This is a genomic window from Xanthomonas sp. Leaf148 (assembly GCF_001423585.1).
Taxonomy (GTDB): Bacteria; Pseudomonadota; Gammaproteobacteria; order Xanthomonadales; family Xanthomonadaceae; genus Xanthomonas.
In genome coordinates this window covers 1-26,917 of the sequence record NZ_LMOP01000013.1, presented here as the reverse complement: position 1 = coordinate 26,917, position 26,917 = coordinate 1, and the positions used below count along the sequence as shown (strand labels likewise).

Annotated in this window: 18 protein-coding genes and 5 pseudogenes; 8 read left to right on the top strand and 15 right to left on the bottom strand. The window is 63.3% G+C overall.

Going from position 1 to position 26,917, the window contains the following annotated elements:
- Positions 1–66: 66 nt before the first annotated feature.
- Positions 67–888 (bottom strand): pyruvate, water dikinase regulatory protein, encoded by an 822-nt coding sequence (locus ASF90_RS19495; protein ID WP_055854069.1) that lies wholly within the window; start codon positions 886–888, stop codon positions 67–69.
- Positions 889–1,030: 142 nt separating this feature from the next.
- Here ASF90_RS19495 and ppsA point away from each other — a divergent pair, with 142 nt between their 5' ends.
- Positions 1,031–3,409, top strand: coding sequence for a phosphoenolpyruvate synthase (gene ppsA, locus ASF90_RS19490; RefSeq protein ID WP_055854067.1), 2,379 nt, complete (start codon positions 1,031–1,033; stop codon positions 3,407–3,409).
- Positions 3,409–4,374, top strand: coding sequence for a mechanosensitive ion channel domain-containing protein (locus ASF90_RS19485; protein ID WP_055854062.1), 966 nt, complete (start codon positions 3,409–3,411; stop codon positions 4,372–4,374). Before ppsA ends, ASF90_RS19485 begins: the two co-directional genes overlap by 1 nt.
- Positions 4,375–4,535: 161 nt before the next feature.
- Here ASF90_RS19485 and orn read toward each other — a convergent pair whose 3' ends face one another.
- The 3 genes from orn to mntR all read right to left on the bottom strand — a co-directional run bounded on the left by orn (position 4,536) and on the right by mntR (position 6,171).
- On the bottom strand, positions 4,536–5,120 hold the full coding sequence (gene orn, locus ASF90_RS19480; RefSeq protein ID WP_055854059.1) for an oligoribonuclease: 585 nt from the start codon (positions 5,118–5,120) through the stop codon (positions 4,536–4,538).
- Positions 5,121–5,191: 71 nt separating this feature from the next.
- Complete coding sequence (tadA, locus tag ASF90_RS19475; protein WP_193552595.1) at positions 5,192–5,689, bottom strand: tRNA adenosine(34) deaminase TadA; 498 nt, start codon at positions 5,687–5,689, stop codon at positions 5,192–5,194.
- A gap of 14 nt (positions 5,690–5,703) precedes the next feature.
- A complete protein-coding gene (gene mntR / locus ASF90_RS19470; RefSeq protein WP_055854570.1) occupies positions 5,704–6,171 on the bottom strand; it encodes a manganese-binding transcriptional regulator MntR in 468 nt (155 codons plus the stop codon).
- A 147-nt stretch (positions 6,172–6,318) separates the two neighbouring features.
- On the opposite strand from mntR, the gene ASF90_RS19465 reads away from it, so the two are divergent.
- Both ASF90_RS19465 and ASF90_RS19460 read left to right on the top strand, forming a co-directional pair.
- Positions 6,319–7,653 (top strand): Nramp family divalent metal transporter, encoded by a 1,335-nt coding sequence (locus ASF90_RS19465; RefSeq protein ID WP_055854053.1) that lies wholly within the window; start codon positions 6,319–6,321, stop codon positions 7,651–7,653.
- A 528-nt stretch (positions 7,654–8,181) separates the two neighbouring features.
- Positions 8,182–9,006 carry an alpha/beta hydrolase gene (locus ASF90_RS19460; RefSeq protein ID WP_055854567.1) on the top strand — a complete coding sequence of 275 codons (825 nt, stop codon included), beginning with the start codon at positions 8,182–8,184 and terminating at the stop codon, positions 9,004–9,006.
- Between the two features lie 299 nt (positions 9,007–9,305).
- Here the strand turns inward: ASF90_RS19460 and ASF90_RS23955 are convergent.
- From ASF90_RS23955 to ASF90_RS19435, 6 genes and pseudogenes are all read right to left on the bottom strand, one after another.
- Positions 9,306–9,449 (bottom strand): annotated as a pseudogene (locus tag ASF90_RS23955) (xapx domain-containing protein); the annotation flags it as partial.
- A gap of 246 nt (positions 9,450–9,695) precedes the next feature.
- Entirely contained in the window at positions 9,696–11,324 is a 1,629-nt protein-coding gene (locus tag ASF90_RS19455; protein WP_055854049.1) for an MFS transporter, read from the bottom strand.
- 85 nt (positions 11,325–11,409) lie between these two features.
- Positions 11,410–13,257: an amidohydrolase gene (locus ASF90_RS19450; RefSeq protein ID WP_193552620.1), complete on the bottom strand. Its 1,848-nt coding sequence runs from the start codon at positions 13,255–13,257 to the stop codon at positions 11,410–11,412.
- Positions 13,258–13,370: 113 nt separating this feature from the next.
- Positions 13,371–13,808, bottom strand: coding sequence for a DoxX family protein (locus tag ASF90_RS19445; RefSeq protein WP_055854043.1), 438 nt, complete (start codon positions 13,806–13,808; stop codon positions 13,371–13,373).
- Entirely contained in the window at positions 13,805–14,461 is a 657-nt protein-coding gene (locus ASF90_RS19440; RefSeq protein ID WP_055854039.1) for a hydrolase, read from the bottom strand. The genes ASF90_RS19445 and ASF90_RS19440 overlap by 4 nt, the downstream gene beginning before the upstream one ends.
- Before the next feature lie 83 nt (positions 14,462–14,544).
- Positions 14,545–14,931: pseudogene (locus ASF90_RS19435) on the bottom strand (AraC family transcriptional regulator); the annotation flags it as partial.
- 481 nt (positions 14,932–15,412) lie between these two features.
- Between ASF90_RS19435 and ASF90_RS19430 the strand changes: the two are divergent.
- From ASF90_RS19430 to ASF90_RS19415, 4 genes are all read left to right on the top strand, one after another.
- Entirely contained in the window at positions 15,413–18,505 is a 3,093-nt protein-coding gene (locus tag ASF90_RS19430; protein WP_055854032.1) for a sensor histidine kinase, read from the top strand.
- On the top strand, positions 18,498–19,139 hold the full coding sequence (locus tag ASF90_RS19425) for a response regulator transcription factor (RefSeq protein WP_055854030.1): 642 nt from the start codon (positions 18,498–18,500) through the stop codon (positions 19,137–19,139). The genes ASF90_RS19430 and ASF90_RS19425 overlap by 8 nt, the downstream gene beginning before the upstream one ends.
- A gap of 402 nt (positions 19,140–19,541) precedes the next feature.
- A complete protein-coding gene (locus ASF90_RS19420) occupies positions 19,542–20,669 on the top strand; it encodes a Cache 3/Cache 2 fusion domain-containing protein (protein WP_055854028.1) in 1,128 nt (375 codons plus the stop codon).
- Positions 20,670–20,713: 44 nt separating this feature from the next.
- Positions 20,714–21,340: a hypothetical protein gene (locus ASF90_RS19415; RefSeq protein ID WP_055854026.1), complete on the top strand. Its 627-nt coding sequence runs from the start codon at positions 20,714–20,716 to the stop codon at positions 21,338–21,340.
- A 256-nt stretch (positions 21,341–21,596) separates the two neighbouring features.
- On the opposite strand, the pseudogene ASF90_RS24375 reads toward ASF90_RS19415, so the two are convergent.
- The 5 genes and pseudogenes from ASF90_RS24375 to ASF90_RS19395 form a co-directional block, all read right to left on the bottom strand.
- Positions 21,597–21,997, bottom strand: a pseudogene (locus ASF90_RS24375) (GMP synthase (glutamine-hydrolyzing)); the annotation flags it as partial.
- A 101-nt stretch (positions 21,998–22,098) separates the two neighbouring features.
- Positions 22,099–22,560 (bottom strand): annotated as a pseudogene (locus ASF90_RS24370) (GMP synthase (glutamine-hydrolyzing)); the annotation flags it as partial.
- A 242-nt stretch (positions 22,561–22,802) separates the two neighbouring features.
- Positions 22,803–24,173 (bottom strand): DNA-processing protein DprA, encoded by a 1,371-nt coding sequence (locus ASF90_RS19405; protein ID WP_055854023.1) that lies wholly within the window; start codon positions 24,171–24,173, stop codon positions 22,803–22,805.
- Positions 24,170–26,245 carry a DEAD/DEAH box helicase gene (locus tag ASF90_RS19400; RefSeq protein WP_055854019.1) on the bottom strand — a complete coding sequence of 692 codons (2,076 nt, stop codon included), beginning with the start codon at positions 26,243–26,245 and terminating at the stop codon, positions 24,170–24,172. The genes ASF90_RS19405 and ASF90_RS19400 overlap by 4 nt, the downstream gene beginning before the upstream one ends.
- Positions 26,246–26,613: 368 nt before the next feature.
- Positions 26,614–26,917, bottom strand: a pseudogene (locus ASF90_RS19395) (GMP synthase (glutamine-hydrolyzing)); the annotation flags it as partial.

Genomic DNA, 26,917 nt, shown 5'->3' with positions numbered 1-26,917 from the left:
GGACGCGCCGCTTGCTTGCCCGGTCCCGCATCCCGCATCCCGCATCCCGCCCCACCAAACCTGGCCTCAAAACATCTCGCGCTGCAGTCCCAGGGTCGACAACACCTTGCTGGAGATTTCCTCGATCGAGGTGTTGGTGGTGCTCAGCGTGGGAATGCGCTCCAACTGGAACATGCGCTCGGCGGTTGCGACTTCGCGTCGGCAGGTTTCTGCCGCGCTGTAGCGCGAGTTGGCGCGACGCTCCTGACGGATCTGCTGCAACCGTTCCGGGTCGATGGTCAGGCCGAACAATTTGTTGCGATAGTTGCGCAACCGTGGCGGCAGTCGTTCGCTTTCCAGATCTTCTTCGGTCAACGGATAGTTGGCGGCGCGGATGCCGTAATGCAAGGCCAGGTAGATGCAGGTGGGCGTCTTGCCCGCACGCGATACCGCCACCAGGATCACGTCGGCCTCGTCATAGTTGAGCGCAATGCCGTCGTCGTGACTCAGCGCGAAGTTCATCGCATTGATGCGGCGGTGATAGGTCTCGAAATCGACCATGCCGTGCGCGCGGCCCACGCGCGAGTGGCGCGGCGCGTTGAGCTCGCGCTCCAGCGGTTCGATGAAGGGCGCGAACACATCCAGCATCAAGGCACCGCTTTCGGCCAGGATCATGCTCAGCTGTGGATCGACGCATGAATTGACCACCACCGGGCGCACCTGGTAACGCTCGCCGGCAGCGCGCACCCGCATCGCGGCATCGCGCGCTTTTTCTGCATCATCAATGAACGACATGCGGTCGGTGACGAAGTTGAACCCGCTGAACTGGGTGAGCAGGCTATGCCCAATCGTTTCAGCGGTGATACCGGTTCCATCGGAGACGTAAAACACCGGCCGGATTGTTGACATCAAGACCACCTCTTTGAACTAGTGTCCAAAACTTACGGGTTCATGCTTGTGCAGGTTCCGCTGTGCACTGCATCATAGCGGCTTCTTCCTACGGTCGCGGCCATTCAGCCCGCTCGGGCGATGGCCTTACGGAGCATCGCGCTTGAACGAGAACATCCTGTGGTTGCATGAGCTACGCCTGGCCGATCTGGCCCGCGTAGGCGGTAAAAATTCCTCGCTCGGCGAGATGATCGGCAACTTGGCCGGGTTGGGCGTTTCGGTTCCGGGTGGATATGCGACCACTTCAGAAGCGTTCAAGGACTTCATCGCACACAACGATCTGTCCAAGCGGATTTTCGACAAGCTTGCAACGCTGGACGTCGAAGACGTCACCGCGCTCACTGTGGCCGGCAAGGAAATTCGCGGTTGGGTGATCGATGCCCCGCTGCAGCCGGAACTGGACCGCGACATCCGCACCGCCTACGAACAGCTGTGCGCAGAAAACGGCGGCGGCGAAGTGGCCGTGGCGGTGCGTTCTTCTGCGACTGCGGAAGACCTGCCGGACGCCTCCTTCGCAGGCCAGCAGGAAACCTTCCTCAACGTGACCGGCGCCGACGATGTCGTGCACAAGGTCAAGGAAGTGTTCGCCAGCCTCTACAACGACCGCGCGATTGCGTATCGCGTGCACCATGGCTTCAAGCACGAAGACGTGTTCCTGTCGGCTGGCGTGCAGCTGATGGTACGCTCGGGCGTCGGCGCGGCCGGCGTTTTGTTCACGCTGGACACCGAGTCCGGCTTCCGCGATGTGGTGTTCGTCACTTCCAGCTTCGGCCTGGGCGAAATGGTCGTGCAGGGCGCGGTGAATCCCGACGAGTTCTACGTCTACAAGCCCACGCTCACGGCAGGCAAGCCGGCGATCCTGCGTCGCTCGCTCGGCAGCAAGGCGATCCGCATGGTGTATTCGGATGTGCCCGGCGAGCGCGTGCGCACCGAAGACACCCCGGTGGAACTGCGCAACACCTTCTCGATCAGCGACGAAGATGTGCAGGAGCTTTCCAAGCAGGCGCTGGTGATCGAAAAGCATTACGGCCGCCCGATGGATATCGAGTGGGCGAAGGACGGCGTGAGCGGCAAGCTGTTCATCGTGCAGGCGCGCCCGGAAACGGTGAAGTCGCGCAGCCATGCCACCCAGATCGAGCGGTTCTCGCTGGACGCCAAGGGCGCCAAGATCCTGGTCGAAGGCCGCGCGGTTGGTGCCAAGATCGGCAGCGGCGTCGCGCGCGTGGTGCGCTCGCTGGAGGACATGAACCGCGTGCAGGCGGGCGACGTGTTGATCGCTGACATGACCGACCCCGATTGGGAGCCGGTGATGAAGCGTGCATCGGCGATCGTCACCAACCGTGGCGGCCGTACCTGCCACGCGGCGATCATCGCGCGCGAGCTCGGGGTACCGGCCGTGGTCGGCTCGGGCAACGCCACCGACATGATCAGCGACGGTCAGGAAGTGACGGTCAGCTGCGCCGAAGGCGATACCGGCTTCATCTACGACGGTCTGTTGCCGTTCGAGCGCACCACCACCGACCTGGGCAACATGCCGCCGGCCCCGCTCAAGATCATGATGAACGTGGCCAACCCGGAGCGCGCCTTCGACTTCGGCCAGCTGCCCAATGCCGGTATCGGCCTGGCGCGCCTGGAGATGATCATCGCCGCGCATATCGGCATCCATCCGAACGCGCTGCTGGAATACGACAAGCAGGACGCCGACGTCCGCAAGAAGATCGACGCCAAGATTGCCGGCTACGGCGACCCGGTGAGCTTCTACATCAACCGTCTGGCCGAAGGCATCGCCACGCTGACCGCCTCGGTGGCGCCGCACACGGTGATCGTGCGGTTGTCGGACTTCAAGTCCAACGAGTACGCCAACCTGATCGGCGGCTCACGCTACGAGCCGCACGAAGAGAACCCGATGATCGGCTTCCGCGGCGCCAGCCGGTATGTCGACCCGTCCTTCACCAAGGCGTTCTCGCTGGAGTGCAAGGCGGTGTTGAAGGTGCGTAACGAGATGGGCCTGGACAATCTCTGGGTGATGATCCCGTTCGTGCGGACGTTGGAAGAAGGCCGCAAGGTGATCGAAGTACTTGAGCAGAACGGACTCAAGCAGGGCGAGAACGGGCTGAAGATCATCATGATGTGCGAGCTGCCGTCCAACGCGCTGCTGGCGGATGAATTCCTGGAGATCTTCGACGGCTTCTCGATCGGCTCCAACGATCTGACCCAGCTGACCTTGGGCCTGGACCGCGATTCGTCGATCGTGGCGCATCTGTTCGACGAGCGGAACCCGGCGGTCAAGAAGCTGCTGTCGATGGCGATCAAGTCGGCGCGCGCCAAGGGCAAGTACGTGGGCATCTGCGGCCAGGGGCCGTCGGATCACCCGGAACTGGCCGAGTGGTTGATGCAGGAAGGCATCGAGTCGGTGTCGTTGAATCCTGACACCGTGGTCGATACCTGGCTGCGTCTGGCCAAGCTCAAGAGCGAGAGCTGATGGGACTGTTGGGTGCAGTGATGGCGGCAGCTGTGGGAGCAGCTGCTGCCAAACCGGCGGCGACGGCAACTGCAGAGCCGGCGTTCAACTGGGCAAAGATCCCGTGGGCGCAATACGCGTTGAACTGGGGGGTGGCGCTGCTGATCGTGGTGGTCGGCATGTGGTTGGCCAAGCAGCTCAGCCAGTGGCTGCATCGTGCATTGACCCGTGCACGTATCGAAATCACGTTGACCAACTTCCTGCGCAATGTGATGTATGCATTGCTGCTGGTGTTGGTGTTCGTCAGCGCGTTGAGCCAGATCGGCGTACCGCCGACCTCGTTGATTGCGGTGCTCGGTGCCGCCGGCCTTGCAGTCGGTCTGGCGTTGAAGGACTCGCTGTCCAACATCGCCGCCGGCGTCATGCTGATCGTCTTGCGGCCGATGCGCGATGGCGACCATGTGGTGATCGCGGGCCAGGAAGGCATTGTCGATGAGATCCGGATCTTCCAGACCCGGCTGCGCGCGTTCGACGAACGCATGATCACCCTGCCCAACAGCACCATCACCACGGCGCCCATCATCAACTACAGCACCCTGCCCAACCGCCGCCTGGAAGTGACAGTGGGCGTGGGTTACCAGGATGATTTGAAAAAAGCGCAGCAGTTGTTGCTGCAGATCGCCAAGGACAATCCGAACGTCCTGGATTCACCCGCACCGTTCGTGCAGGTGACCAACCTGGGCGAGAGCACGGTGGATCTGATGCTGTTTGCTTACGCCGCCAATGGAAACTTTGGCGCGGCCAAGAGCAGCACGCTGGAGCAGATCCGCAACCAGCTGCTGGAAAACGGGCTCAACATTCCGTACCCGCAGCGCGACCTGCATGTGTATCACCACGATGCCGATGGCAAGCCGATCTCGGATCTGTTGCGCAAGGGCATCGCCGACGATGGCGACCTGACCAAGGGCCCGCCGTTGGCGCGCTGAACGTCTGCGTCATCTGTAAAAAGCAAAAGGCCGCATCGAAAGATGCGGCCTTTTATGTTTGTCACTGCCTGCTGCGATCTTACTGCGATTGCGGCCGGTTGCCCCGGCGTTAGCGCGCTCGACGCGCAGCGCGCCAAAACGCATGCCGCCCATCCGCCAGATCAGCCCTGCGTGCCAGCCTCGGTATCACCGCCGAGCGCCCCCATGAACTGGCGATAGTGGCGCAGTTCGTCGATGGAATCGCGCACATCGCTCAGCGCGGTGTGTGCCGAGTTCTTGGCAAATCCGTTTGCCACCGTCGGTGCCCAGCGGCGCGCCAGTTCCTTGATGGTGGACACGTCGAGATTGCGGTAGTGGAAATAGCGCTCCAGGCGCGACATCTGGCGGTGCAGGAAGCGGCGATCCTGGCAGATCGAGTTGCCGCACATCGGCGAGGCGCCGGCACGGATCCATTCGCCCAAAAACGCTACCGTCTGCGCTTCGGCCTGTGCGTGGGTGACCTGGCTGTCGAGCACACGCTGCCACAGGCCCGAACGACGGTGCTGGTTGCGGTTCCACTCGTCCATCGCTTCCAGCGTTGCCAGCGGATGGGCGATGGCCAGTTCCGGTCCTTCGGCCAGCACGTTCAACTGCGCATCGGTCACGATGGTGGCGATCTCGATGATCGAATCGCGATCGGTATCCAGGCCGGTCATTTCCAGATCGATCCAGATCAGTCGGTCGTTGCCCGCAACGTTGTCTGCCATATCACCGTCCTGTGGAGGCCGTTGCCGGCCGGGGTACTGAAAGGGCGCGCATCATACCGCGGCCATGCCGCTCAGGGTACGAGCGGCGGCTTGCCACGCTTGGCGCGAAAGTAATTGGTCAGCCGCAGGCTTGACTCTGCCGCCAGCACGCTGCCTGCCACCTGCACGCGATGGTTGTGACGCGGGTCGGCCAACAGGTCGAAGACACTGCCACAGGCGCCGGTCTTGGGGTCGCTGGCGGCGAACACCACGCGTGCGATGCGCGCGTGGATCATGGCCATGGCACACATCGCGCACGGCTCCAGGGTGACGTACAGGGTGCAACCGATCAGGCGGTGATTGGCCAGACGGCGTCCGCCTTCGCGCATGGCCATGATCTCGGCATGCGCGCTGGGATCGTGACTGGCGATGTTGTAGTTCCAGCCCTCGCCCAGCACGTTGCCGTCGGCATCGATCAACACCGCACCAACCGGAATTTCGTCATAGTCGCGCTCGGCACGCTCGGCCAGACGCAGCGCATGCTGCATCCACTGCGTATCGATGACCGCCTGCGGTGAATCGATCGACATCGCGGCCGGCACACTCACTTCGCCTTGCCGCCCTGGCGGTCGAGAAACGCGGCGAATGCGGCAACGGTCGCCTCGCTGACATGGTGTTCGATGCCTTCCGCATCGCGACGCGCGGTGGCTTCGTCGATGCCGAGTGCGAGCAGGAAGCGCTCGACAATCTGATGCCGCTGCCGGCTGGAAGCCGCCAACGCCTCCCCGGCCGGGGTCAGGAACACACCGCGGTACGGGCGCTGCACGACCCAGCCGTCGCGGACCAGGCGCTTGAGCATCTTGGCCACGGTGGGCTGAGCCACGCCCAGGCGCGCGGCGATATCGACCTGCCGCGCTTCGCCGCCGTCGACCAATAGATCGGAGATCAGCTCCACATAGTCCTCGACCAGCTCGGCACGGCGCGCTTCGCGCACCTGGCGGAAGCTCTCCATATGCACCTGCGCATCGATCAGGGACGGCGTGGCCGCCTCCAGCTTTTCGCTCTTGCCCACCCGCATCCTCGTCGTCGCATCCGGCATAGGTGCCGGGATGCGTAGTGTGAAGCACGCAGCCGATCAATACGATTGAGTTTGCCAATGCTCAATAGCATAGCACTTGCTATATCATCCATCCGACGCCCCCCCAACCCGCCGCCCTGCATGTCCGTCGACACCGTTGCCTCCGCACGATCGCCCGCCTCCACCAATGGTGGGCTGGGCGATCATCACGCCAGCGTTGCCGTGCCCAAGAACGGCCATTGGTGGTTCCGGCTGCTGGCCTTTCTGGGCCCGGGCTACATGGTGTCGGTGGGCTACATGGACCCGGGCAACTGGGCCACCGATCTGGCCGGCGGCTCGCAGTTCGGCTACCTGCTGCTGTCGGTGATCCTGCTGTCCAACGTCATGGCGATCGTGTTGCAGAGCCTGTCGGCGCGTCTGGGTATCGCCACCGGGCTGGATCTGGCACAGGCCTGCCGTGCACGCTACCCACGTGGCGTGAACCTGGCGCTGTGGGGACTGTGCGAGCTGGCGATCATCGCCTGCGATCTTGCCGAAGTGATCGGCACCGCGATCGCATTGAAGTTGTTGTTCGGCATTCCGCTGACCGTGGGCGCGATCATTACCGCGATCGACGTGGTGCTGGTGCTGTTGCTGATGAATCGCGGCTTCCGTGCGCTGGAAGCATTTGTGATGGCGTTGCTGCTGATCATCTTCGCGTGCTTCGGTATCCAGATCGCCTTGGCGGCACCGCCGATCGCCGCAGTGCTGGGCGGGTTCATTCCGCGTGCGCAAGTGGTCACCGACCCGCAGGCGCTGTACCTGGCCATCGGCATCATCGGCGCCACCGTGATGCCGCATAACCTGTATCTGCATTCCTCGATTGTGCAGACGCGCGCCTACCCGCGCGATGACGCGGGACGCCGCTCGGCACTGCGCTGGGCCGTCACTGACAGCACGGTGGCGTTGATGTTCGCGTTGTTTATCAACGCCTCGATCCTGATCCTGGCTGCTGCGGTGTTTCATGCGCAGGGCCGCACCGATGTACAGGAAATCGAACAGGCGCATGCCTTGCTCGCGCCGATGCTCGGCGTGGGGTTGGCCTCGACCTTGTTTGCGGTCGCCCTGCTTGCCTCGGGCGTCAACTCGACGGTCACCGCGACGTTGGCCGGGCAGATCGTGATGGAAGGCTTCCTGCAATTGCGCTTGCCACCGTGGCTGCGCCGCTTGCTCACCCGCGGCATCGCCATCGTGCCCGTCGTCGTGGTGACCTGGTTGTACGGCGAGGCCGGCACCGCGCGGCTGTTGGTGCTGAGCCAGGTGATGCTGTCGATGCAGTTGCCGTTTGCGGTGATCCCGTTGGTGCGCTTTGTCTCGGACCGAACATTGATGGGCGCGCTGGTGGCACCGGCCTGGCTGGTGCGCACGGCCTGGGTGATTGCGACGGTGATCGTTGTCTTGAACGGTAAGCTGCTGTGGGACACCGCGCTGCACTGAACAGCGGGCGCAACATGTCTGGTCGATGCACTGCCGCGTCATCGTGCGTTGCAGAGCCCGATATCGATGCACGCGGATGCGTCGCGCAGCGCCGCGATTCGCCAAGATTGCGCTTGTAGTGCGGGCAGATCCACAACGTTGGATCGGCTACAACAAACAATCTGATCCGCAACGTTGCCGATAACTTTTGTAGAGCGCACGCAGATGCAATCTGCACTGACCGTGCAGGCGGTCTACTGCGTGCATGCACCGGCACGCCCGTGGCCTGCCTCGCGCTGCGCGGCGCGGCCACGCGCCAGCATGATGCGCACCGCATCGTGCGACCGCCGGGCTGCATGCCCCTCGCCCACAGGAGGTTCCATGGATCCGTTCGAGGCGCATCCGGCCGACGCCGGACGCCGCAGCTTTCTCATCACCGGCACGGTCGCCGTGGCAGCGTTGTCGTTGCCCGCGTTCGCCACCGCCGCAGCTCCCGCACGCGCCCCCGCTGCCACCCCGCCCCACTCGTCCACTCACGGAGTCAACTCGATGTCCAATTTCGTCAAACGCCCCGACGGCGCCAACATTTTCTACAAGGATTGGGGCAAGGGCCAGCCGGTCGTCTTCGCACATGGCTGGCCGCTCAGCGCCGATGCGTGGGACCCGCAGATGCTGTTCATGGGTCAGCACGGGTATCGCGTGATCGCGCACGACCGCCGCAGCCATGGCCGTTCGTCGCAGACCTGGGACGGTAACGACATGGACACCTACGCCGACGATCTGGCCGCAGTGATCGACGCGCTGGATCTGAAAGACGCGATCCTGGTTGGCCATTCCACCGGCGGTGGCGAAGTGGCGCATTACGTTGGCCGCCATGGCAGCAAGCGCGTGGCCAAGGTGGTGTTGGTCGGTGCGGTGCCGCCGCAGATGGTCAAGAGTCCGACCAATCCCGGTGGCCTGCCGATGAGCGTGTTCGACGGCATCCGCGACGGCGTTGCCAAGGACCGCTCGCAGTTCTATCAGGACCTGACCACGCCGTTCTTCGGTGCTAACCGTGACGGCAACAAGGTCACCCAAGGCATGCGCGATTCGTTCTGGCTGCAGGGCATGCTGGGCGGCCACAAGGGTCAGTACGACTGCATCAAGGAATTCTCCGAGGTCGATTACACCGCCGACCTGAAGAAGATCGATGTGCCGGCGCTGGTGGTGCATGGCGACGACGACCAGATCGTGCCGATCGATGCGTCGGGCAAATTGTCGGCCAAGATCATCAAGAATGCCGAACTGAAGATCTACGCCGGCGCGCCGCACGGGTTGACCATCACCCACGCCGATCAGTTCAACAAGGATCTGCTGGCCTTCGCCAAGAGCTGATTCTTGCTTCAATGCTTAAGACAAAGGCCGGCTCGTGAGAGTCGGCCTTTTGTTTTGGTACGCATGGGTGCGTGGTGATGAGGGTAGCCGCGTTTGTGTCGATAGGCCTATTGCCATTCGCGCGGAAGTGCATCGCAGCACCGCGCGCCGTGGATGGATCACAGGCGAGCCGAGGACCTGTGCTGCGCTCGAAAAGATGCCGAGCCAGCAAGCGAGGCGGCAACGCGTCACCTTCCCACCGTGAGCGCAACAAAGGTCAACCGACCACGCTTATGCGTGGACGCGCAAGTCACGACTTGGCGCAACACCCAGCTGGACAGAATGAAACCGCCAATCATCGCAACCACTAGTACCGCGCCAGTCCGGCGTGGCAGTGCCGGCAGCTCCGGGTCAAGCAATCTGCAGCCAATGCTGATCAGCAACGCAAGCGATACGCCGACCAGTGCAAGACTTTTGCATCGCTCTGCCCTACCCGACCTTGCTGCAAATCGGGCTGTTGCAAGGAATGAGATTGCACGTAGTCCGCTTGGCCAGAAAATGGTCCAGCAATGCGTAATCTCAGTTCATTGCCAGCGCCAACAATGTGCCAACAAACGCGATGGCTGCGGGCGACGGAATTCTCGCCGCTCGCAGCCCAAATCACTGGCCATGTCAGTGCCAGACCGATCCTGCGTGTCGCGTGGAAGTGCTCAGATATCCGAATGCGCATGCGGCGGTAACGCAACACCGCCGCCGCCGACGAAGTGACGGACCAACGGTGCGCGCTCGCCCTGATGCAGTGCGCGGATCTGCTCCTGCAACTGGCGGTCGTCGCCGGTGACGCGCTCGTGCTGGCGCAGATGTTCCAGCCACGAGGCGACGATGAAGTATTCCAGTTGCACGCCGGGCGTGGCGGCGTCTTCGGCAATGCCCCAGACCACCGCGCCATCACGACGCCGTGCGTTGCCCAGCTGCGTCATCAACTGCAAAAAGGTGACGCGTGCGTCGGCGGCGATGCGGTACTCGACCGTCACCAGCACCGGGCCGCGATCGTGCTCGACCGCATCCGATTGCGCCGGTGCAGGCCAATGCCCGCCGGGAGCAAGGTCCAGCTGCTCGGTGCCGGCAATGCGCGCACGCTTGACCAGCAACGCCGCGATCACCGCACCAACGGCAGCGATCTGCAGGGCGGTCGCGATCGAAGTGCGCTGCGCCAACGCGCCCCAGACCAGCGAACCCGACGCCATGCCCGCAGAAAACACCACGATGTACAGCGACAATGCACGTGCACGCACCCAGGCAGGCACCGCCGTTTGCGCGGCGATCTGCAAGGACGACAGCACGGTGATCCACGCCAGGCCGTTGACCACCATCACCACGCACAGCACACCGATCTGACGCGACAACGCCAGCCCCAGTAACGACGCCGCACACACGAGGGTGGCCACAAACACCAGCAGGTCACGGTCGTAACGCGCACGCAAGCGTGGCAGCAGCAAGGCGCCACTGATCGCACCGATGCCGATGCAGCCCAACAACACGCCATAACTGCCGGCACCCAACTGCATGTCGCGACGCACCACCAACGGCAGCAATGCGGTCAACGCGCTGGCGAACAGGAAGAACCCGGCGGCCTTGATCAGTACCGCCTGCAGGCGCCCGGCGCGCGCGGCATAGCGCAGGCCGGCACGCAGGCCCGCGCCAAAGCTCTCTGGCGGCAATGCAGAGGCATGCGCATCGCGGCGCCAACGCCACAACACCAGCAGCATCAATCCGAAGGTCACGCCATTGAGCAGAAATGCCCACGGCGGCCCGAATTGCGCGACGATCAGGCCGCCCACCGCCGGGCCGATCGAGCGGGCGATGTTCATGCCGATCGAATTGAGCGCCACCGCCGAGGCCAGCATCGGCCGCGGCACCAGCTCCGACACGATCGCCGCCTGCGCGGGCATTGCCATCGCTGCGCCCATGCCCATCGCAAAGGTCAATGCCACCAACACCCACGGGGTGAGCAACTGCAGATGCGACAGCAAAGCCAGAACGCCGGCCACCAGCAACATCCAGCCCTGGGTGAGCATCAGGTAGCGACGGCGGTCGACGATGTCGGCCAGCGTGCCGGCCACCAGCGCGAATAACACCACCGGCAAGGTGGTGGCCGATTGCACGGCCGCCACCATCAATGGCGAGCCGGTCTGTTCGGCCATCACCCAGGACGCGGCGACATCGTTGATCCAGGTGCCGATGTTGCTGCCTAAAATGGCCAGCCATAACGCACGAAAGATCGGCTCGCGCAGCGGCGCCCAGGCACCGCCATCGGCGGGTGCGGCAGAAGAAGTCATCGCGGCAAGGCTCCAGTTGACGGGGTGAAACAAACAAGGTGACGGTATGAGAGGCGCCGGCAGGCGCATCGAGACAGTGCCGATTTCAGAACGCGAAACACGCGCAACCCAATGCGCCCCAGAAGCCGCGCAGATCATCGCTGGGCGCAGCATGCTGCGCTGCATGTCCATGCGGCCCGTGCGCGCGACACCCGTGGCCGTGCGTGTGCACATGCGCGGCACTGGCAAGGCCGCTGACCGCACCGCCCACGTGATAGCCACCGAACCGATTGACCGGCGACCAGTCCGGCATGGCCGGCGGCAAGGTCGGCGCCAGCGCGGCAAAGTCGCCATCGCCATGCACCACGCGCCCACCCAACACAGTCAGCACGCTGGTGATGTCGGCAATGGCGGCATCATCCACACGGAAGTAGTCATCCGACAGCACGATGAAATCGGCCAGCTGCCCCGCCGCCAGCGTGCCCTTGTTGCTCTCGTCGCCAGAGAACCATGCGCTGCCCTGCGTCCACAGCCGCAACGCCTGCTCACGGTCGAGCAGGTTCTCTTCGCCGTACAGGGCCAGGCCGCCCACCGTGCGTCCGGTGACCAACCACGACAACGCCACCCACGGGTTGTAACTGGCCACACGCGTCGCATCGGTGCCAGCGCCCACCGGAACGCCGGCGGCCAGCATGCGACGCACCGGCGGTGTGTGCCGCGCAGCCTGCACGCCGTAGCGTTCGACAAACGCTTCGCCCTGATACGCCATGCGATGTTGCACGGCGATGCCGCCGTTCAAGGCGCGGATGCGATCGATATTGCGTGGCGTGATGGTTTCGGCGTGATCGATGAACCAATGCAGGCCATCGAACGGAATATCGGCGTTGACCTTTTCGTAGACATCGAGAATGCGTTCGATACTTTCGTCATAGGTGGCATGGATACGGAACGGCCAGCGTTTTTCGACCAGCAACCGCACCACCTGCTCCAGTTCGGGCTCCAACTCTGGAGGCAGCTCCGGGCGCGGCTCGCTGAACTGCTCGAAATCCGCCGCGGAAAACACCAGCATTTCGCCGGCGCCGTTATGCCGCAGCAGATCGTCGCCCTTGCGTACCGGCAGCATCTCGGTCCAGCCGCGGAAGTCGTCGACTTCCTTACCCTTGTTCTGAGTGAACAGGTTGTAGGCAATGCGTACGCTCAATTGGTCGGCCGCATGTAGCTGCTCGATGACCTGGTAGTCCTCCGGATAATTCTGGAAACCACCGCCGGCATCGATCACCGAGGTGATGCCCAGCCGGTTGAGTTCGCGCATGAAATGACGCGTGGAATTGGCCTGGTACTCCAGCGGCAGGCGCGGGCCCTTGGCCAGGCTGGCGTAGAGAATCAGGGCATTGGGTTTGGCCAGCAGCAAGCCGGTGGGATTGCCCAACTTGTCGCGCTCGATGCGCCCGCCGGGCGGATCGGGAGTGGCCTTGTCGTAGCCGCAGGCACGCAAGGCCGCGCGGTTGAGCAAGGCGCGGTCGTAGAGATGCAGCAAAAACACCGGCGTATCCGGTGCGATGGCGTTTATTTCGTCCAGGGTGGGCAGGCGCTTTTCGACGAACTGATGCGCGGTGAAGCCACCGACCACGCGCACCCATTGCGGCGCTGGCGTGCGGTCGACCTGCGCCTTCAACATCGCCATGGCATCGGCAAGCGAACGGACGCCATCCCAGCGCAGTTCCAGGTTGTAGTTGAGTCCGCCGCGGATCAGATGGGTGTGGCTGTCATTGAGTCCGGGCAGCAGGCGTCGGCCTTGTGCGTCGATGCTGCGGGCGCCGTTTGCCAGCGCCATGATCTGCGCGTCGTCGCCAACCGCCACGATGCGCCCATCGGCCATTGCAATGGCAGTGGCGCTGGGCTGACGAGGATCCAGCGTGGTGATGCGCGCATTGCGAACGACAAGATCGACCATCGGAGATTTCCTTGAAGCAGACGAAGCGCCGGGCAAGGCGCCCAACGCAAGACCGGCCGCAGCGCCCTGCATCCACAGGCGCCGCCCGGCATCGTGATCATTGGGTACGCCGCTCATGCGGCACCACGCTTGCGCAGCCCATCCAGCGACCACGCGCCACCGCCGGCAGCGACCAGGGCCAGCAACACCAGCAACCACATCAGCGGGTACTCCATGCCACCGTGCATCCAGAACCAGCCCTTGGGCACGGCCACCACCACGGTGGTAGCGATGAATACCGCTGCCAGCGCAGCACTGGCACGCGTCCATAGACCCAGCAACACCGCCAGCCCGGAGAGCGTCTGCACCAAGGCCAGCAGCAACGGCAACGGCGGTGCAGACGGAAAGCCGAATTGCTGCAATTCAGCGGCAAAACCGGGCAGCCCCGGACCACCGAACCATCCCAGCAACTTGCCCAGGCCATGCGGCAGCAGGAAGCCGCCGCCGGCAATGCGCAGCATCAACAACGCCGACGCAAGGCCGGCGTTGCCGCGTGGTGCCGATGCGTTCAATGCCCGCCTTCCTGCGCGCCGAACATGGTCTTGGCGTATTGAATGCCGATGCCGTAGCCGCCTGCATGCGCACGTGCGATGCCGGTGGTGAGGTCGTAGGTGTCGCTACGCGCCCAATCGCGCTGCAATTCCAGCAGGTACTGCACGCTGGTGATGGGCGCAGCGCCGGCCTGCACCATGCGCGTCACTGCACGCTCGTGCGCTTCGTCGCTGACATCGCCGCAGGCGTCGGTGATGACGTACACCTCAAACCCCTGCTCGATCGCCGACAGCGTCGGGCCGACGATGCACACGCTGGTCCACAGCCCGGCAATCACCAGCCGCTGCTTGCCGATGGCGTTGACGCGATCGATCACGCCCTGGTCTTCCCAGGCATTCATGCTGGTGCGGTCGAACACCGGCTCGCCGGCAAAGATCTCCGGCAACTCGGGAAACAGCGGACCGGAGAACGACTTTTCTGCAACGGTGGTCAGAATCACCGGCACCTTGAAGCCCTTGGCGCCCTTGGCAATCAACGACACGTTGTTGCGCAGCGCCGAGATGTCGATGGTGTGCGTGGCGAACGCCATCTGCGATTGATGGTCGATCAGGATCAGCGCGTGATCGGCGGGCGACAACAGGGATTTACCGGGGACGGCAGTGGCAGTGGTCATGCGTGATGCTCCATGGGTGTTGAAAAGGAATGAGCGTTGTGCCGATGTGCACGCGATGCGGGGGTCGCAGTACAGGTAACGTTCGCCACTTGCGCGGCAAAGCGTGCCGGCGTGCACCCTGTGGCGTTGCGGAAGCTGCGCACGAAATGGCTTTGATCGAAGAAGCACAGATCAGTGGCGATCTGGCTGATGGTGTGGCGACCTTCGCGCAGCATCGCCTGTGCGCGTTCGAGCCGACGCCGCCGCAGATACTCCATCGGGCTGGCGCCAATCGCGTCGCGAAACACGCGTGCGAAATGGAAACGGCTCATGCAGGCGGCGCCGGCCAGTTGGGTCACGCCGATGGGCTCGTACAGATGTGTGTCGATGTACTGCAGCGCTCTAGCAACAGCACGTGCGCGTGGGGCATGCAGTACTCGCACGTTGCCTGCCTGCAGATCGGGGCGACCAGCGGCAATCAGACTTGCCATGTGGCGTCTCCGGCGGGGAATGTCGCCATGGTGCGGCGAACATTCGTATCGCCCCACCCCTGATGGTGAGGCGGATCGCTCACTCTTTAGGGTGAGTCACATGCCGCTGCGACAACCTTGCACCGGATCTCACGCCTGCATCGATGCGACATGCACCACGCGTGCACGCCAACACGGCAAGCGATAGCGCGCATCCCTGCTGCTGTGTGCGTTGCAGTGTCCAGGTCGGCGTCGACACCACAGCGGGCCAAGCGAACCCCACCGCACAACACCACGTCGTACACAAGCAACGTTCCTGCGCCGATCGAATGCTGCCACCAACATTAGGGACGCCACGCAGCGCACACTGCGTCGCGACGGCATCGCGCCCGACGCGATGCGCCAGTCCTTGCGTACTCCAGCCTTACCCGATTTGCTGTCCCACGTCCCTCCCCCGAAAGAGGTGGTGGTGCTTCCCCCGATCTCGCCCGACAATGCTGCGATGCCGCATGAGCCCGTCATTCGATCCCCCCTGCTGTTTCGCCTGTGCGCGGCGGTGATCGTTGTGATGTGCAGTTGCTGGTGGGCATGCCCGTCCGTGCGCGCCGAAGGCATCGCCGCCACCCGTGCGGGACTGCTGCAATTCCACCACACCGCCTGGAGCACCGAACGCGGCGCGCCGGCCGACATCTGGGATATCCAGCAAGCCGACGCCGGGCCGTTGTGGTTGGCGACCGGCTTCGGTCTGTTTCAGTTCGATGGCGACCACTTCGCGCGGCAGGCGCCGCCGGATGGCGAGGCCTACGCGTCGCACAACATGACCGCGCTCGCGCTGGCGCCGGACGACACCGCCTGGATCGGCTACTTCAACGCCGGCATCGATCGCCTCGCGGACGGTCACCTCACGCACTTCCGCCCGGGCAAGGACGTGCCCGACGGCATGGTGTTCCGCATTGAGCACGATGGCAGTGGACGCTGGTGGGCGGCCATCGATGGCGGTTTGTGCTGGTTCGATGGCCAGCGTTGGCAGCGTGCCGGTGCCGACTGGGGGTACACCGCCGAACGCGCGCATTGGTTGCTGCGCGATGTGCGCGGCACGCTATGGGTCAGCGACGGCACGCAGATTCTGTCGTTGCGGTCTGGCGCCAAGCGGTTCGAACCCAGCGGTCAGCAGGTGGGTGTCTACGTCACCATGGCCGAGAGCCCGGACGGTGCGATCTGGGTCGCAGACCCGTACCGCGGCGTGTTTGCGTTGACCGATGCGCAGGGCAAGGTGCTGCCCGCAGCGGCGCGTGCCCGGCCGCAGTTTCCTGGGTTATTCGCGCGGCGCATCCGCTTCATGCGCGATGGCGCGCTGTGGGGCAGCGACTATGCGGCGCATGGTCTGTTCCGGATTGCCTTGCCCACATCGTCCACGCCGGTGCTGGAGCGCTTCGGACCGGTGCAGGGGCTGACCTCGGCCACCGCCGGCCCGTTGCTCGAAGACCGCGAAGGCAATTTGTGGGCCGGCACCAATCTTGGCCTCAATCGGTTCCGGCATCGCGCGTTGCTGCCGCTGGCGCCGTTGCTGCCGGGCCAAGCAATGGCCGTGGCGACCTTCAATCCCGCACCCGACACGTCTGCACGCCCGCTCCTGGCCAGCCTGCGCGATGGCCGGCTGCTGGCGTTGAGCCGCGATCGCGTCGCAGGCCTGCAGCATGGTGCGTCCACCCACATCCTGGATGTGCCAGCGACCACCAACGGCTGGGTGCTTGGCGAGCACGCCCTGCTGCGTCTGCAGGCCGGCCGCGCGCAGCCCGTGACGCTGCCGCTCGGCCTGACGACCGGCGCCATCCGCGCCTTCGTGGTGGACAGCGGCAACCATCCGTGGGTCTGCCCCGATGCGAGCGGCCCCTACGCATTCGATGGCAGCGCCTGGCAGCCACTGGCCAATCTGCAGGACACCCCGTGCACGGTGCTCGCCAACACGCAGGATGGCGGCATGTGGGTGGGCACCATCAAGGGCGATGTGCGCTTGCTGCGGAGCAGGCAGTTGACGCACTACAGCGCCGAAGATGGCCTGTCGGTGGGACCAATCACCGCCATCTGGCAACGCCCGTCGCTCACCCTGGTCGCCGGCGAAACCGGGCTGGCAGCGCTGGGCGCCGATGGCCGTTTCCGACAGGTGCCCGATCAAACCAATCCGCTCCTGCAAGGCATCACCGGCATCGTGCAGGACCGCCACGGCACCTTGTGGTTGAACGGCAACCGCGGCGTGGTGCAGATCAGTCAACGCGCGCTGCTGAGCAGCGTGCAATCGGGCGTGGCCAGCCCGGTCCTGCGCCTGTACGACATCATGGACGGGCTACCCGGTGTCGCCCAGCAGGCCACGCCGGTCCCCACGGCCATCACTGCCGACGACGGCCTGCTGTGGTTCACCACCAATCAGGGCCTGGCCTGGCTGGATCCCGAACAGACCTACCGCAACCCCACCGCGCCGGAGGTCTTCATCACCGAAGTGGTTGCGAACGACCGCCCCTATCCGCGTACGGCTGGGCTGCGGCTGCCCCAATGGACCCACCGCCTGCGCATCGGCTACGACGCGGTCAGCCTCACCCGCCCCGAGCGCGTGCGCTTTCGCTACCGGCTGGAAGGCGTGGACGCGCAATGGCAGGACGCCGGCAATCGTAACGAGGCGTTCTATACCAACCTCACACCGGGCCGTTACCGCTTCCGCATTGCCGCCGCCAACAACGATGGGGTGTGGAACGAGCGCGGCGACACGCTGGACTTCGTGATCGAGGCGGCCTTCGTGCAGACCTGGCAGTTCAAGGTGTGCGTCGCGCTGGCCTTGCTGCTGACGCTCGCGATCAGCTGGCGCATGCGCACCCGGCACGTTGCCGGACGCCTGCGCGCGCGGCTGGAAGAGCGTTACCGCGAACGCGAACGCATCGCCCGCGAGTTGCACGACACCTTGTTACAAGGCACCCAGGGGCTGATCCTGCGGCTGCATGCCGCCAGTCGCTCGTTGCCCGGCAACGACCCGCGCCGGCTGGAACTGGAGCAGGCAGTCGATCTGGCCGAGAACGCACTTATCGAAGGCCGCGACCGCGTCAACGGCCTGCGCGACAGTTACTCGCTGCGCCAGGATCTGGCCGCCGCATTGCAGCGCTCGCGCGATGCCACCATGCCCCCGCCTGCGGCCGAGCTGCAGGTCTCGGTGGAGGGTCGCCCGGTGGCGCTGCGCCCGATGGTGGCCGACGAATTGTTCCAGCTTGGCCGCGAAGCATTGGCCAATGCCGATCGCCACGCCGACGCCGCGCAGATCACGCTGGAACTGCGTTACGGTTCACGTGACTTCGTGCTGCGCATCCGCGACGATGGCTGCGGCCTGGACCCGGACGTGCTGCATGGTCAAGCGCGCACCGGGCACTGGGGGCTGACCGGCATGCAGGAACGCGCGCAACGCATCGGCGCCAAGATGCAGTTGTGGTCGCGTCCGGGCAGCGGCACCGAAATCCAGATCATGCTTCCCGCACGTACCGCCTATGCAACGCCACCGCGCTGGTGGTGGCCATTTCGACCTGCACAATCCACGGAGAGCTCCAATGGCTGAGATGGTCAAACCGACCGACGTACTGGTGGTAGACGATCATCCGCTGCTGCGCGACGGTCTCAGCGCCATGCTGACCGCCGAACACGATATGCGCGTCGTTGGCGAAGCCGAAGACGGCGAACAGGCAGTGGCCTGCTACGCCAGCCTGCGCCCGGACGTGGTGCTGATGGATCTGCAGATGCCGCGCGTGGATGGCGTCGAAGCCATCCAGCGTATCCGCCGCGTCGATCCCACCGCCAAGGTCATCGTGCTGACCACCTATACCGGCGATGTGCGTGCGGTGCGCGCACTGCAGGCCGGCGCCTGCGGCTACCTGCTCAAGAGCGCACTGCGCCGCGAGCTGGTCGACACCATCCGCGACGTGCGGCGTGGCCAGCGCCGGCATGTTCCGGCATCGGTGGCCGAAAACATCGCCGCCCACGTGCTCGACGACGCGCTGTCCGCCCGCGAGACCGAAGTGCTGAGTCTGGTCGCGACCGGGTGTTCCAACAAACAGATCGGCAACGCCTTGAGCATTTCCGAAGAGACGGTCAAGGCGCATATGAAGAACATCCTGGCCAAGCTCGGCGTGCGCGATCGTACCCATGCGGTCACCGTTGCCTTGCGCCGCGGGATCCTGTCGCTGGAAACCTGAGTGGCTGACCGCTGGCCGTGCCCATGGCCAGGCGGATGGCACATCCGGGTGGTCGCGCTGCAAACTGCGCGTCCTCCGGCTGCCACGGCTCTGTAACAGCGGCAACCGGGCCCTGCAAAGACGCGTCTGTGGTCGATTGCCCCAAGGACAGCCACCTCAACCCGCCCACCGCCCCACCAGCAGCCGCATTGCAACCCAGTCCACCATTCTTGAACGCAAGGCGCACGACGCGATCGACGCGCACTCTCAAATCGATCGGCTTGAGCTATCTTATGCACCGCCAAGCGGCATGGGGGCCGCTTCAGCATCTTGTCTGGCAGCCGATAACGGCTAGGTCCGACCGCTGCACTGCGCTGCGGCGGCACTCGATTCAATCATTTAAACGCGTTCAGGGGAATTGCGATGCTTCGTCACTCTTTGCGGGTGCGCCTGCTGTTGCCGGTGCTGGCCTTGGTGCTGGTTGTGGTGGTGGCACTCACGGTCATTCTGGCCATTACCGAAGCGAACCGGGTCAAGTTCGAAGCCGGCGACGCGATCGAGCGCCAGTCGGTGTCCTTGCAGACCTTGTTCGCGGTCACCCGCTCGATGATGCTCGACCGCGTCAATTCCTCGATGCGCCAGCTGCGCAAGGAAGCCAATGCACAGGGCGCCCCGAGCATGGGCAGCGACATTCGCGTCGCCGACCGCAGCGCCAGCGACCTGCTGCTGGGCCAGCGTCCGCAAGCGAATTCCTTCACCATGCTGGACGAGGTCACCGCGATCCACGAAGGCACCGCGACGCTGTTCTCGCGCACCGGCGATGAGTTCGTGCGTATCTCCACCAACGTCAAGAAGGAAGACGGCAGCCGCGCCATCGGCACCGTGCTCGATCCCAATGGCCAGGCCGCGGCCAAGCTGCGTAACGGCGAAAGCTTCTACGGCGTGGTCGACATCCTCGGCAACCCGTACGTCACCGGCTACGAGCCGATCTTTGCCGGCAACGACAAGCGCGTCATCGGCGCTTGGTACGTCGGCTACAAGGCCGACACCCAGGCCCTGGAAAACGTGGTCAGCAGCCGTCGCGTGCTCGATTCCGGCTTCATCGCCGTGTTCGACAGCAAGAACAAACTGCGCTTTCAGTCCACTACCGGTGCCACCACCGACACCGCCACCATCGAGCGCATCGTCAAGGAAAGCCCGGACGACTGGGTCGTGACCAAGCAGGAAGTGCCGGATTGGGGCTTCACCCTGGTCTCGGCGTATCCCAAGAGCGACGTCAATGGCGTGATCGTGCGTCAGTCGCTGTGGATCGCCGGCATCGGCCTGTTGGTTTGCGCGCTGTTGCTTGGCCTGCAGTGGGCGCTGATCTGGAGCCGCGTGTTGCGCCCCATCCAGCATCTGACCACCGTGGCCGAAGAACTGAGCCTGGGCAAGTGGAACCACACCATCGAAGAGGTCAACCTCAAGGATGAAATTGGTACCCTGGCGCGCGCCATCTCCCGCCTGTCCAACAGTGTCCGGTTGGCCATGGAGCGCCTCAGCAAACGCTGAGCCGCTTCACCCGATTTCGTACCAGATGATGCAAGGAAGACGCCATGTCCAATGAATTCCGTCCGCTGATCGATGTCCTGCGCGAGCTCAGGGCGTTGGCATTGAAGAAGGCGTCCGGCTTTCTGTTTGTCGTCACCGAAGAAAACCATTCCTGCATCGTCCGCCTCAACGCCGGACAGATCGAAGAAGTGGTCTTTCGCATGCTGCGCAATGATGAGGCGGTGCAACGCCTCACCATGGTCGGTGCCGCGAAGGCCCGCTTCCAGGTGGACCCCGGTGCCGGCATGGGCAAGCCGTCGTTGCTGAGCGAAGACTCGCGCCAGTGGTTGATGGGCGGCTTCGAACAGGATCTGGGCGGTGCCCCTGCCCCGGTGCGCGCACCCGTGGCACCCGCGCCGGTGGCAGCTTCACCGGTCGCCGCCGCCGCGCCAGCACCCGCGCCGTCAGGCAACGCCAGTACCGGCGCGCCGGACGATCGCGTACGCGATGCCTTGGAAAAAGTCGCGCTGAACTATCTCGGCCCCATCGCCGGCATGCTCTGCGACGAAGCCTGGGAAGCGTCCAGCGATATCGAGCAGGTGCTCAGCCAGCTCGGCGCCAACCTGGCCACACCGCAGGAAGCGCAGAAGTTCATGGCCGACGCACGTACGGCGTTAGCAAAGGTGCGTTGAAGGTCATCTTCAGCGTGCTACAGCATCAAGCCGCGCACTGCGCGGCTTTTTTGTTGGTGCGGAAGTGTCAGCTCCCTTACTACGGACCTTGTCACGGGCTTTCGCCTTCAATGCCCAGTCCCATGCCACATAAAACCTTTGCTTGGCGATGCACAAGGCTGCCAAAAATTGCCAGACTCAAAAAGCCAAAAGCCCGCAGTTACGCGGGCTTCAAGACATTTATTGCTAGTGGGTGCCAGGAGTACCGGAGGTCCAATCACTCCCACTCGATCGTCGCCGGCGGCTTGCCGGAGATGTCGTAGACCACGCGCGAGACGCCGCGCAGTTCGTTGATGATGCGGTTGCTCACGGTGCCGAGGAAGTCGTAAGGCAGGTGCGCCCAATGCGCGGTCATGAAGTCGATGGTCTCCACCGCACGCAGTGCGATCACCCATTCGTACGCACGCGCATCGCCGACCACGCCGACGGATTTCACCGGCAAAAACACCGCAAATGCCTGGCTGGTCTTGTCGTACAGATCGGCCTTGCGCAGCTCGTCGATGAAGATCGCATCGGCCTTGGCCAACAGTTCGGCGTATTCGCGCTTCACTTCGCCCAGGATGCGCACGCCCAGGCCCGGGCCCGGGAACGGATGGCGATAGACCATGCTGCGCGGCANTGGCCAACAGTTCGGCGTATTCGCGCTTCACTTCGCCCAGGATGCGCACGCCCAGGCCCGGGCCCGGGAACGGATGGCGATAGACCATGCTGCGCGGCARGCCGAGTTCCACGCCGAGGCGACGCACTTCGTCCTTGAACAGTTCGCGCAGCGGTTCGACCAGGCCAAGCTTCATGTGTTCCGGCAGGCCGCCCACATTGTGGTGGCTCTTGATCACGTGCGCCTTGCCGGTCTTGCTACCGGCCGACTCGATCACGTCCGGATAGATCGTGCCCTGCGCCAACCACTTGGCGTTGGCCAGCTTGTTGGACTCTTCATCGAAGATATCCACGAACAGGTTGCCGATAATCTTGCGCTTGGCCTCCGGGTCGCTCACGCCTTCGAGCTTGGCGAAATAGCGGTCCGCCGCATTGACGCGAATCACCTTGACGCCCATGTGCTCGGCAAACATCGCCATCACCTGATCGCCTTCCTGCCAACGCAGCAGGCCGGTATCGACGAACACGCAGGTCAGCTTGTCGCCGATCGCCTTGTGCAACAGCGCCGCCACGACGGACGAATCTTCGTGATCAACAGAGTATCTGCGCGAATGCGTCCTGTGACGTCGCGTGCTGCACGTAAGGTGCGTGGCCTAGTTGATGAACACGCACCCTCGCCAGAGGCTCGGCTGGAGGATCCCTGCAGAGGCCACGGACGCAGAATTACAAACATTTAGATCACGTGTTGCGCTGACAAGTTGAGACAGCTGAATAACCCCGATGCTCGCATTTCGGACTTGGACGCGACCTAAGCGACCCACTCTTGTCAGAGGGACCTCAAGGCAAGCCGGTAGGTCGCATCGCTCTTCTTCTTTTCGATTACACCTTTGGCAACCAAACGGTCCAGCCAGTTCCGCGTCTGGATCTGATTGAGATCCAACTCGTCGGCGATCTGAGCGGCCTTCTTGGGTGTGTGAAGCACTTGGCGAATCAACCGTTCAAAGGTCGCGAACATCGCCTGTTTCAAGTCAATTCGCGGACCCGAGGTAGCCTCAACGAGTGTCGACTTTGCGGTTATAGTCGATGAATTTGGCGCACCTTCCTCGAGGGCGCCGGAGTCACTAGGCGGCTCTTTAACCATCGACACCTGGCGCACCGCATCTAGAACTGCATCCGAAACCCCGCTCGACGTACCGGCAGCGATCTTGAAGTCAAGATGTCCCTGATAAGAAGCATCAGCGGCTGCTTTGCTATCGTTTGGTTGAGCCGCAAACAGAGCTTCTAGCGCTTGCCCATCCTCGGGCTCTGGCCAGGGCAAGGCCCCTTCTCGTAGCAAAGCGTCTAGGCCAGCGGAACGCTTACCACTCGATCGGATGTAGAGCGTAACGAAGTGAAGCTTACGAAGCTGCTCTATCGCGCCTGCCCACGTCCCACCCCGCTCCAAGTCTGAATTCACTACCAAGCCGACGTCAGCCAACGCGAAGATAAACTTGTTGCGCGCTATGGCGTGCCCGACATTGAAGCCAGAGCTTGGGTCGTAGGGCGAGATCAGCAATGTGCGCCTCTCTTGAAGACCATCTCTGAATCTCCGACTGATTGCCGCTTGCGCCAGTCCTTCTGCCATGACGTTGCAGACTATGCCGCCAAGAGCCTCCGCTCCATCCATCGCAGCACTGTCGACACCCTTAGCGCCTCCGGAGATCAAGCCTCTGCCAGCACTTGCAGCCCTCTCTCCGGCACGCTGGGCATAGCTCAGCATCTCGTCGTCCGCGTCACGGGAACCTACGACAGCCAGGCCGCCGTTGTCGACAAGATCCAAATCGCCACAACCGTACATGACGGGCGGTGCTTCGTGCTTAAGGCGTGACTTGACCCGCTTGGGATACGGGGCATCGGCGCGACTAACTACCCAGATCGAACGCGCGCTCCAGTAATCAAGCGCCTGGGCAAGCTGAAACCCTCTGCCCACCAAGCGGGTCAGCCGTCCTAGCCCGAACAGGTTCTCGGCTTGGCGCAGCGCAGGAGACTGTGGGCGGAGAAGGTCGGACGGCTGAAAGCCTTCTTGCACGAGGAACCTTGTAAGGTCGCTGTACTCACTTTGCTTCAGCAGTTCCGCGCGCGCGCCAACCTTGCCGACCATCAAAGGCGCCGTCAAAAGCAAGATCGCTTGGCAGTTTGCGGAGATCTGCAGACTCATTCTTCATTCCCAGTTTTGGCAAGCGCGAGCGGCCACACTTCGCCGCAACCGTTGGAGCGCAGCAGCCAAGCGCCGATCGTAAATGTCCAACCCGAGTTCACGATATCGTCGACCAACAACACTGGACCGACTTTGCCGTCAAAGTCGCTGAATTCAAGCGACTGATCCAAATTCCTCGCCTGTTGAGAACTATTGCGCATGGACTTCTGAGCTGAGGTGTGCTTCACCTTGGTCAGCGCCGCGTGGAACGGCAGGCCCAGCTCAGAGGCAAGCCGCTTTGCAAAGCTCGGGACGAGATCCGAATTGTTTAGTGACGGAATGCAGGTAACCCATTTAGGAGCTGGTTCAAAACCTGTCCGGCGCACTAGCCCGGCGCAAGCCTTCACTAGGTCGTCGCCGAAGTGCGCGTGTTCGTAGCGAGCATCACGGACGATGTCGCCCCACCCCGCCGTACCGTACATCGAGAGCGCAAAACCGTCTCCCGCACGCAGCTTCTCAGCGATACTTCCCCGCAGCCCGTATCCGTCCAATCCTCCGTCGGGCCACTTCTTGCGCGCCTTAATCGGCAAGCTGGTGTCCCTCATGTACCGATCCGCCTCCGCAACCAACGCCGGGGCGACCGCGGTGGGCAATGGCGGACTGCGCGGCGCCTCAACGGTCGTCGGTTCACCATCGAGAGCCGAGACCAAGAACTTCATGTGTCCCTCAGTGAGGGCCATGTACTCCCTCATCTGAGCATGCTCGGCCCGTCGCAGTTCGGTCACCCTTCCAGCCGTCTCCCAGAAGCTCTTCGCCAGCATGCTGCCAGTGGCTTTCCAAGCTGAGCCGTCCTTCACGATCGGTGCCGGGCTCTCGATGGCAAGGGCGGTCAGCGTTTTTTCGATTCGCCCCTTGCTCAAGTTGATAGTCTCCTGAAGGTCCGGTACGGAAAGGCCTTCGTCCCCCGCCGCATCGAGCGCCTTCATGACCTCGGTCACCTCGTCCGGTCTCGGAAAAGCGCTCTCGATGAAGTAAGTGTTGATGTCAAGCTGGTTCTTGACCGCCAGCACGATCCCGCGAGCATCTGCGATCGCACGCCCCGCACGCCCCACCTGCTGGTAGTAGTGGACGACCGAGGACGGCGGCTGGTAGTTGATGACGAAGGTCAGGTCAGGCTTGTCATAGCCCATGCCAAGCGCCGAGGTTGCGACAAGCGCCTTGACCTTGTTCTCCTTGAGTTCCTGCTCAAGAACAGCGCGATCCTCTGAATCACTTGTATAACCCTTGACCGAAAGGCCGCAGTGTGTGAGCCAACTGACGATGTAATGCACGTGAGCCTTCGTCAGGGCATAGATGATGCCGCTGCCGGGCAGCAACTGGACGATTTTTGCGAGCCAGGCGAGCCTCTGTGCGTCGCTCGTAAACGTGATCGTCTGCAGTGTGATTGACGGGCGATTCAACGATCCGCGTTTCACTAGCAGGTCCGGGCCAAGGATCCGCTCGAGATCGTTCGACACACGTTCGTTTGCCGTGGCCGTGGTCGCCAGCACCGGCAAGTTGGGAGGCAGCGCTGCAATGAGCCGCGTGACAAGCTTGTATTCGGGCACGAAATCATGGCCCCAGTCCGAGATGCAGTGGGCCTCGTCGACGACGAGCATCGACACGTTGGGAATCCTCGCAAGAAGGCTGGCCTGGAACTCTGCGCTCGCCAGTTGCTTCGGGTGGAACATGAGGACGTCGATCTTCCCTGCATCGATCTGTTCGGCGATCTCGGACCAATCCATCCGATTGGTCGAATTGACCGTCCTGGCGGTCACCTTCATGCGCTCGGCCGCCATCTCTTGGTCCCGCATCAGCGCGAGCAGGGGCGATACCAGGAGGGTTGGCCCCCCGCCCTGTTCACGAATCAGTTTTGCCGCGATGAAGTAAACGAAGCTCTTGCCCCAGCCCGTCCTCTGAATGACGAGTAAGCGCCCCGCCGCGCCCGTGACCAGGTGACGAATTGCATCTTCCTGCGAGTCGCGGAAGGTGGCGGCAGGATTGCCACTGCCTTCTCGGAGCAGCTGTAGGGCGCGAGCTTGGTCGTATTTCATCGGACTCTCTCAAGCATTTGTGATGCTACTGATTCGGCAGGCCACCGCACGGCGGCGGCGGCGCCCGACACCCTAGAATAAGTGATTGTATCGGTGCCTTGGCAGCGCTAGTCCCATTGTGCAGCGCCTGCCGAAGAGCATGAGCGCGCCGGCAAGGTGACGGTACCACCGGTCGCTACCGTCAACACATTAAACTCCTATCAAAAAGCCCTATAAGGCAATTTTCTTAGGCTTCAAATTGCGGAATACCGCTTCGGTAAGCATCGACGTTCTTTTTTTGTATTGCTCGTGACGGCTTTTTCCATCTGTCGCCAAGAGACCGGTCGATGCCCGGCCGTTTACTCGGGTCAGTGCCCGAAGGTCTCTATTCACTCCCACTCGATCGTCGCCGGCGGCTTGCCGGAGATGTCGTAGACCACGCGCGAGACGCCGCGCAGTTCGTTGATGATGCGGTTGCTCACCGTGCCGAGGAAGTCGTACGGCAGGTGCGCCCAATGCGCGGTCATGAAGTCGATGGTCTCCACAGCACGCAGTGCGATCACCCATTCGTACGCACGCGCATCGCCGACCACACCGACGGATTTCACCGGCAAAAACACCGCAAATGCCTGGCTGGTCTTGTCGTACAGATCGGCCTTGCGCAGCTCGTCGATGAAGATCGCATCGGCCTTG

Coding starts and splice junctions, on each gene's coding strand:
- ASF90_RS19495 (WP_055854069.1), bottom strand. CDS start 888: ATGTCAACAATCCGGCCGGTGTTTTACGTCTCCGATGGAACCGGTATC.
- ASF90_RS19485 (WP_055854062.1), top strand. CDS start 3,409: ATGGGACTGTTGGGTGCAGTGATGGCGGCAGCTGTGGGAGCAGCTGCT.
- orn (WP_055854059.1), bottom strand. CDS start 5,120: ATGGCAGACAACGTTGCGGGCAACGACCGACTGATCTGGATCGATCTG.
- tadA (WP_193552595.1), bottom strand. CDS start 5,689: ATGTCGATCGATTCACCGCAGGCGGTCATCGATACGCAGTGGATGCAG.
- ASF90_RS19465 (WP_055854053.1), top strand. CDS start 6,319: ATGTCCGTCGACACCGTTGCCTCCGCACGATCGCCCGCCTCCACCAAT.
- ASF90_RS19460 (WP_055854567.1), top strand. CDS start 8,182: ATGTCCAATTTCGTCAAACGCCCCGACGGCGCCAACATTTTCTACAAG.
- ASF90_RS19455 (WP_055854049.1), bottom strand. CDS start 11,324: ATGACTTCTTCTGCCGCACCCGCCGATGGCGGTGCCTGGGCGCCGCTG.
- ASF90_RS19450 (WP_193552620.1), bottom strand. CDS start 13,257: ATGGTCGATCTTGTCGTTCGCAATGCGCGCATCACCACGCTGGATCCT.
- ASF90_RS19440 (WP_055854039.1), bottom strand. CDS start 14,461: ATGACCACTGCCACTGCCGTCCCCGGTAAATCCCTGTTGTCGCCCGCC.
- ASF90_RS19430 (WP_055854032.1), top strand. CDS start 15,413: ATGCCGCATGAGCCCGTCATTCGATCCCCCCTGCTGTTTCGCCTGTGC.
- ASF90_RS19425 (WP_055854030.1), top strand. CDS start 18,498: ATGGCTGAGATGGTCAAACCGACCGACGTACTGGTGGTAGACGATCAT.
- ASF90_RS19420 (WP_055854028.1), top strand. CDS start 19,542: ATGCTTCGTCACTCTTTGCGGGTGCGCCTGCTGTTGCCGGTGCTGGCC.
- ASF90_RS19415 (WP_055854026.1), top strand. CDS start 20,714: ATGTCCAATGAATTCCGTCCGCTGATCGATGTCCTGCGCGAGCTCAGG.
- ASF90_RS19405 (WP_055854023.1), bottom strand. CDS start 24,173: ATGAGTCTGCAGATCTCCGCAAACTGCCAAGCGATCTTGCTTTTGACG.
- ASF90_RS19400 (WP_055854019.1), bottom strand. CDS start 26,245: ATGAAATACGACCAAGCTCGCGCCCTACAGCTGCTCCGAGAAGGCAGT.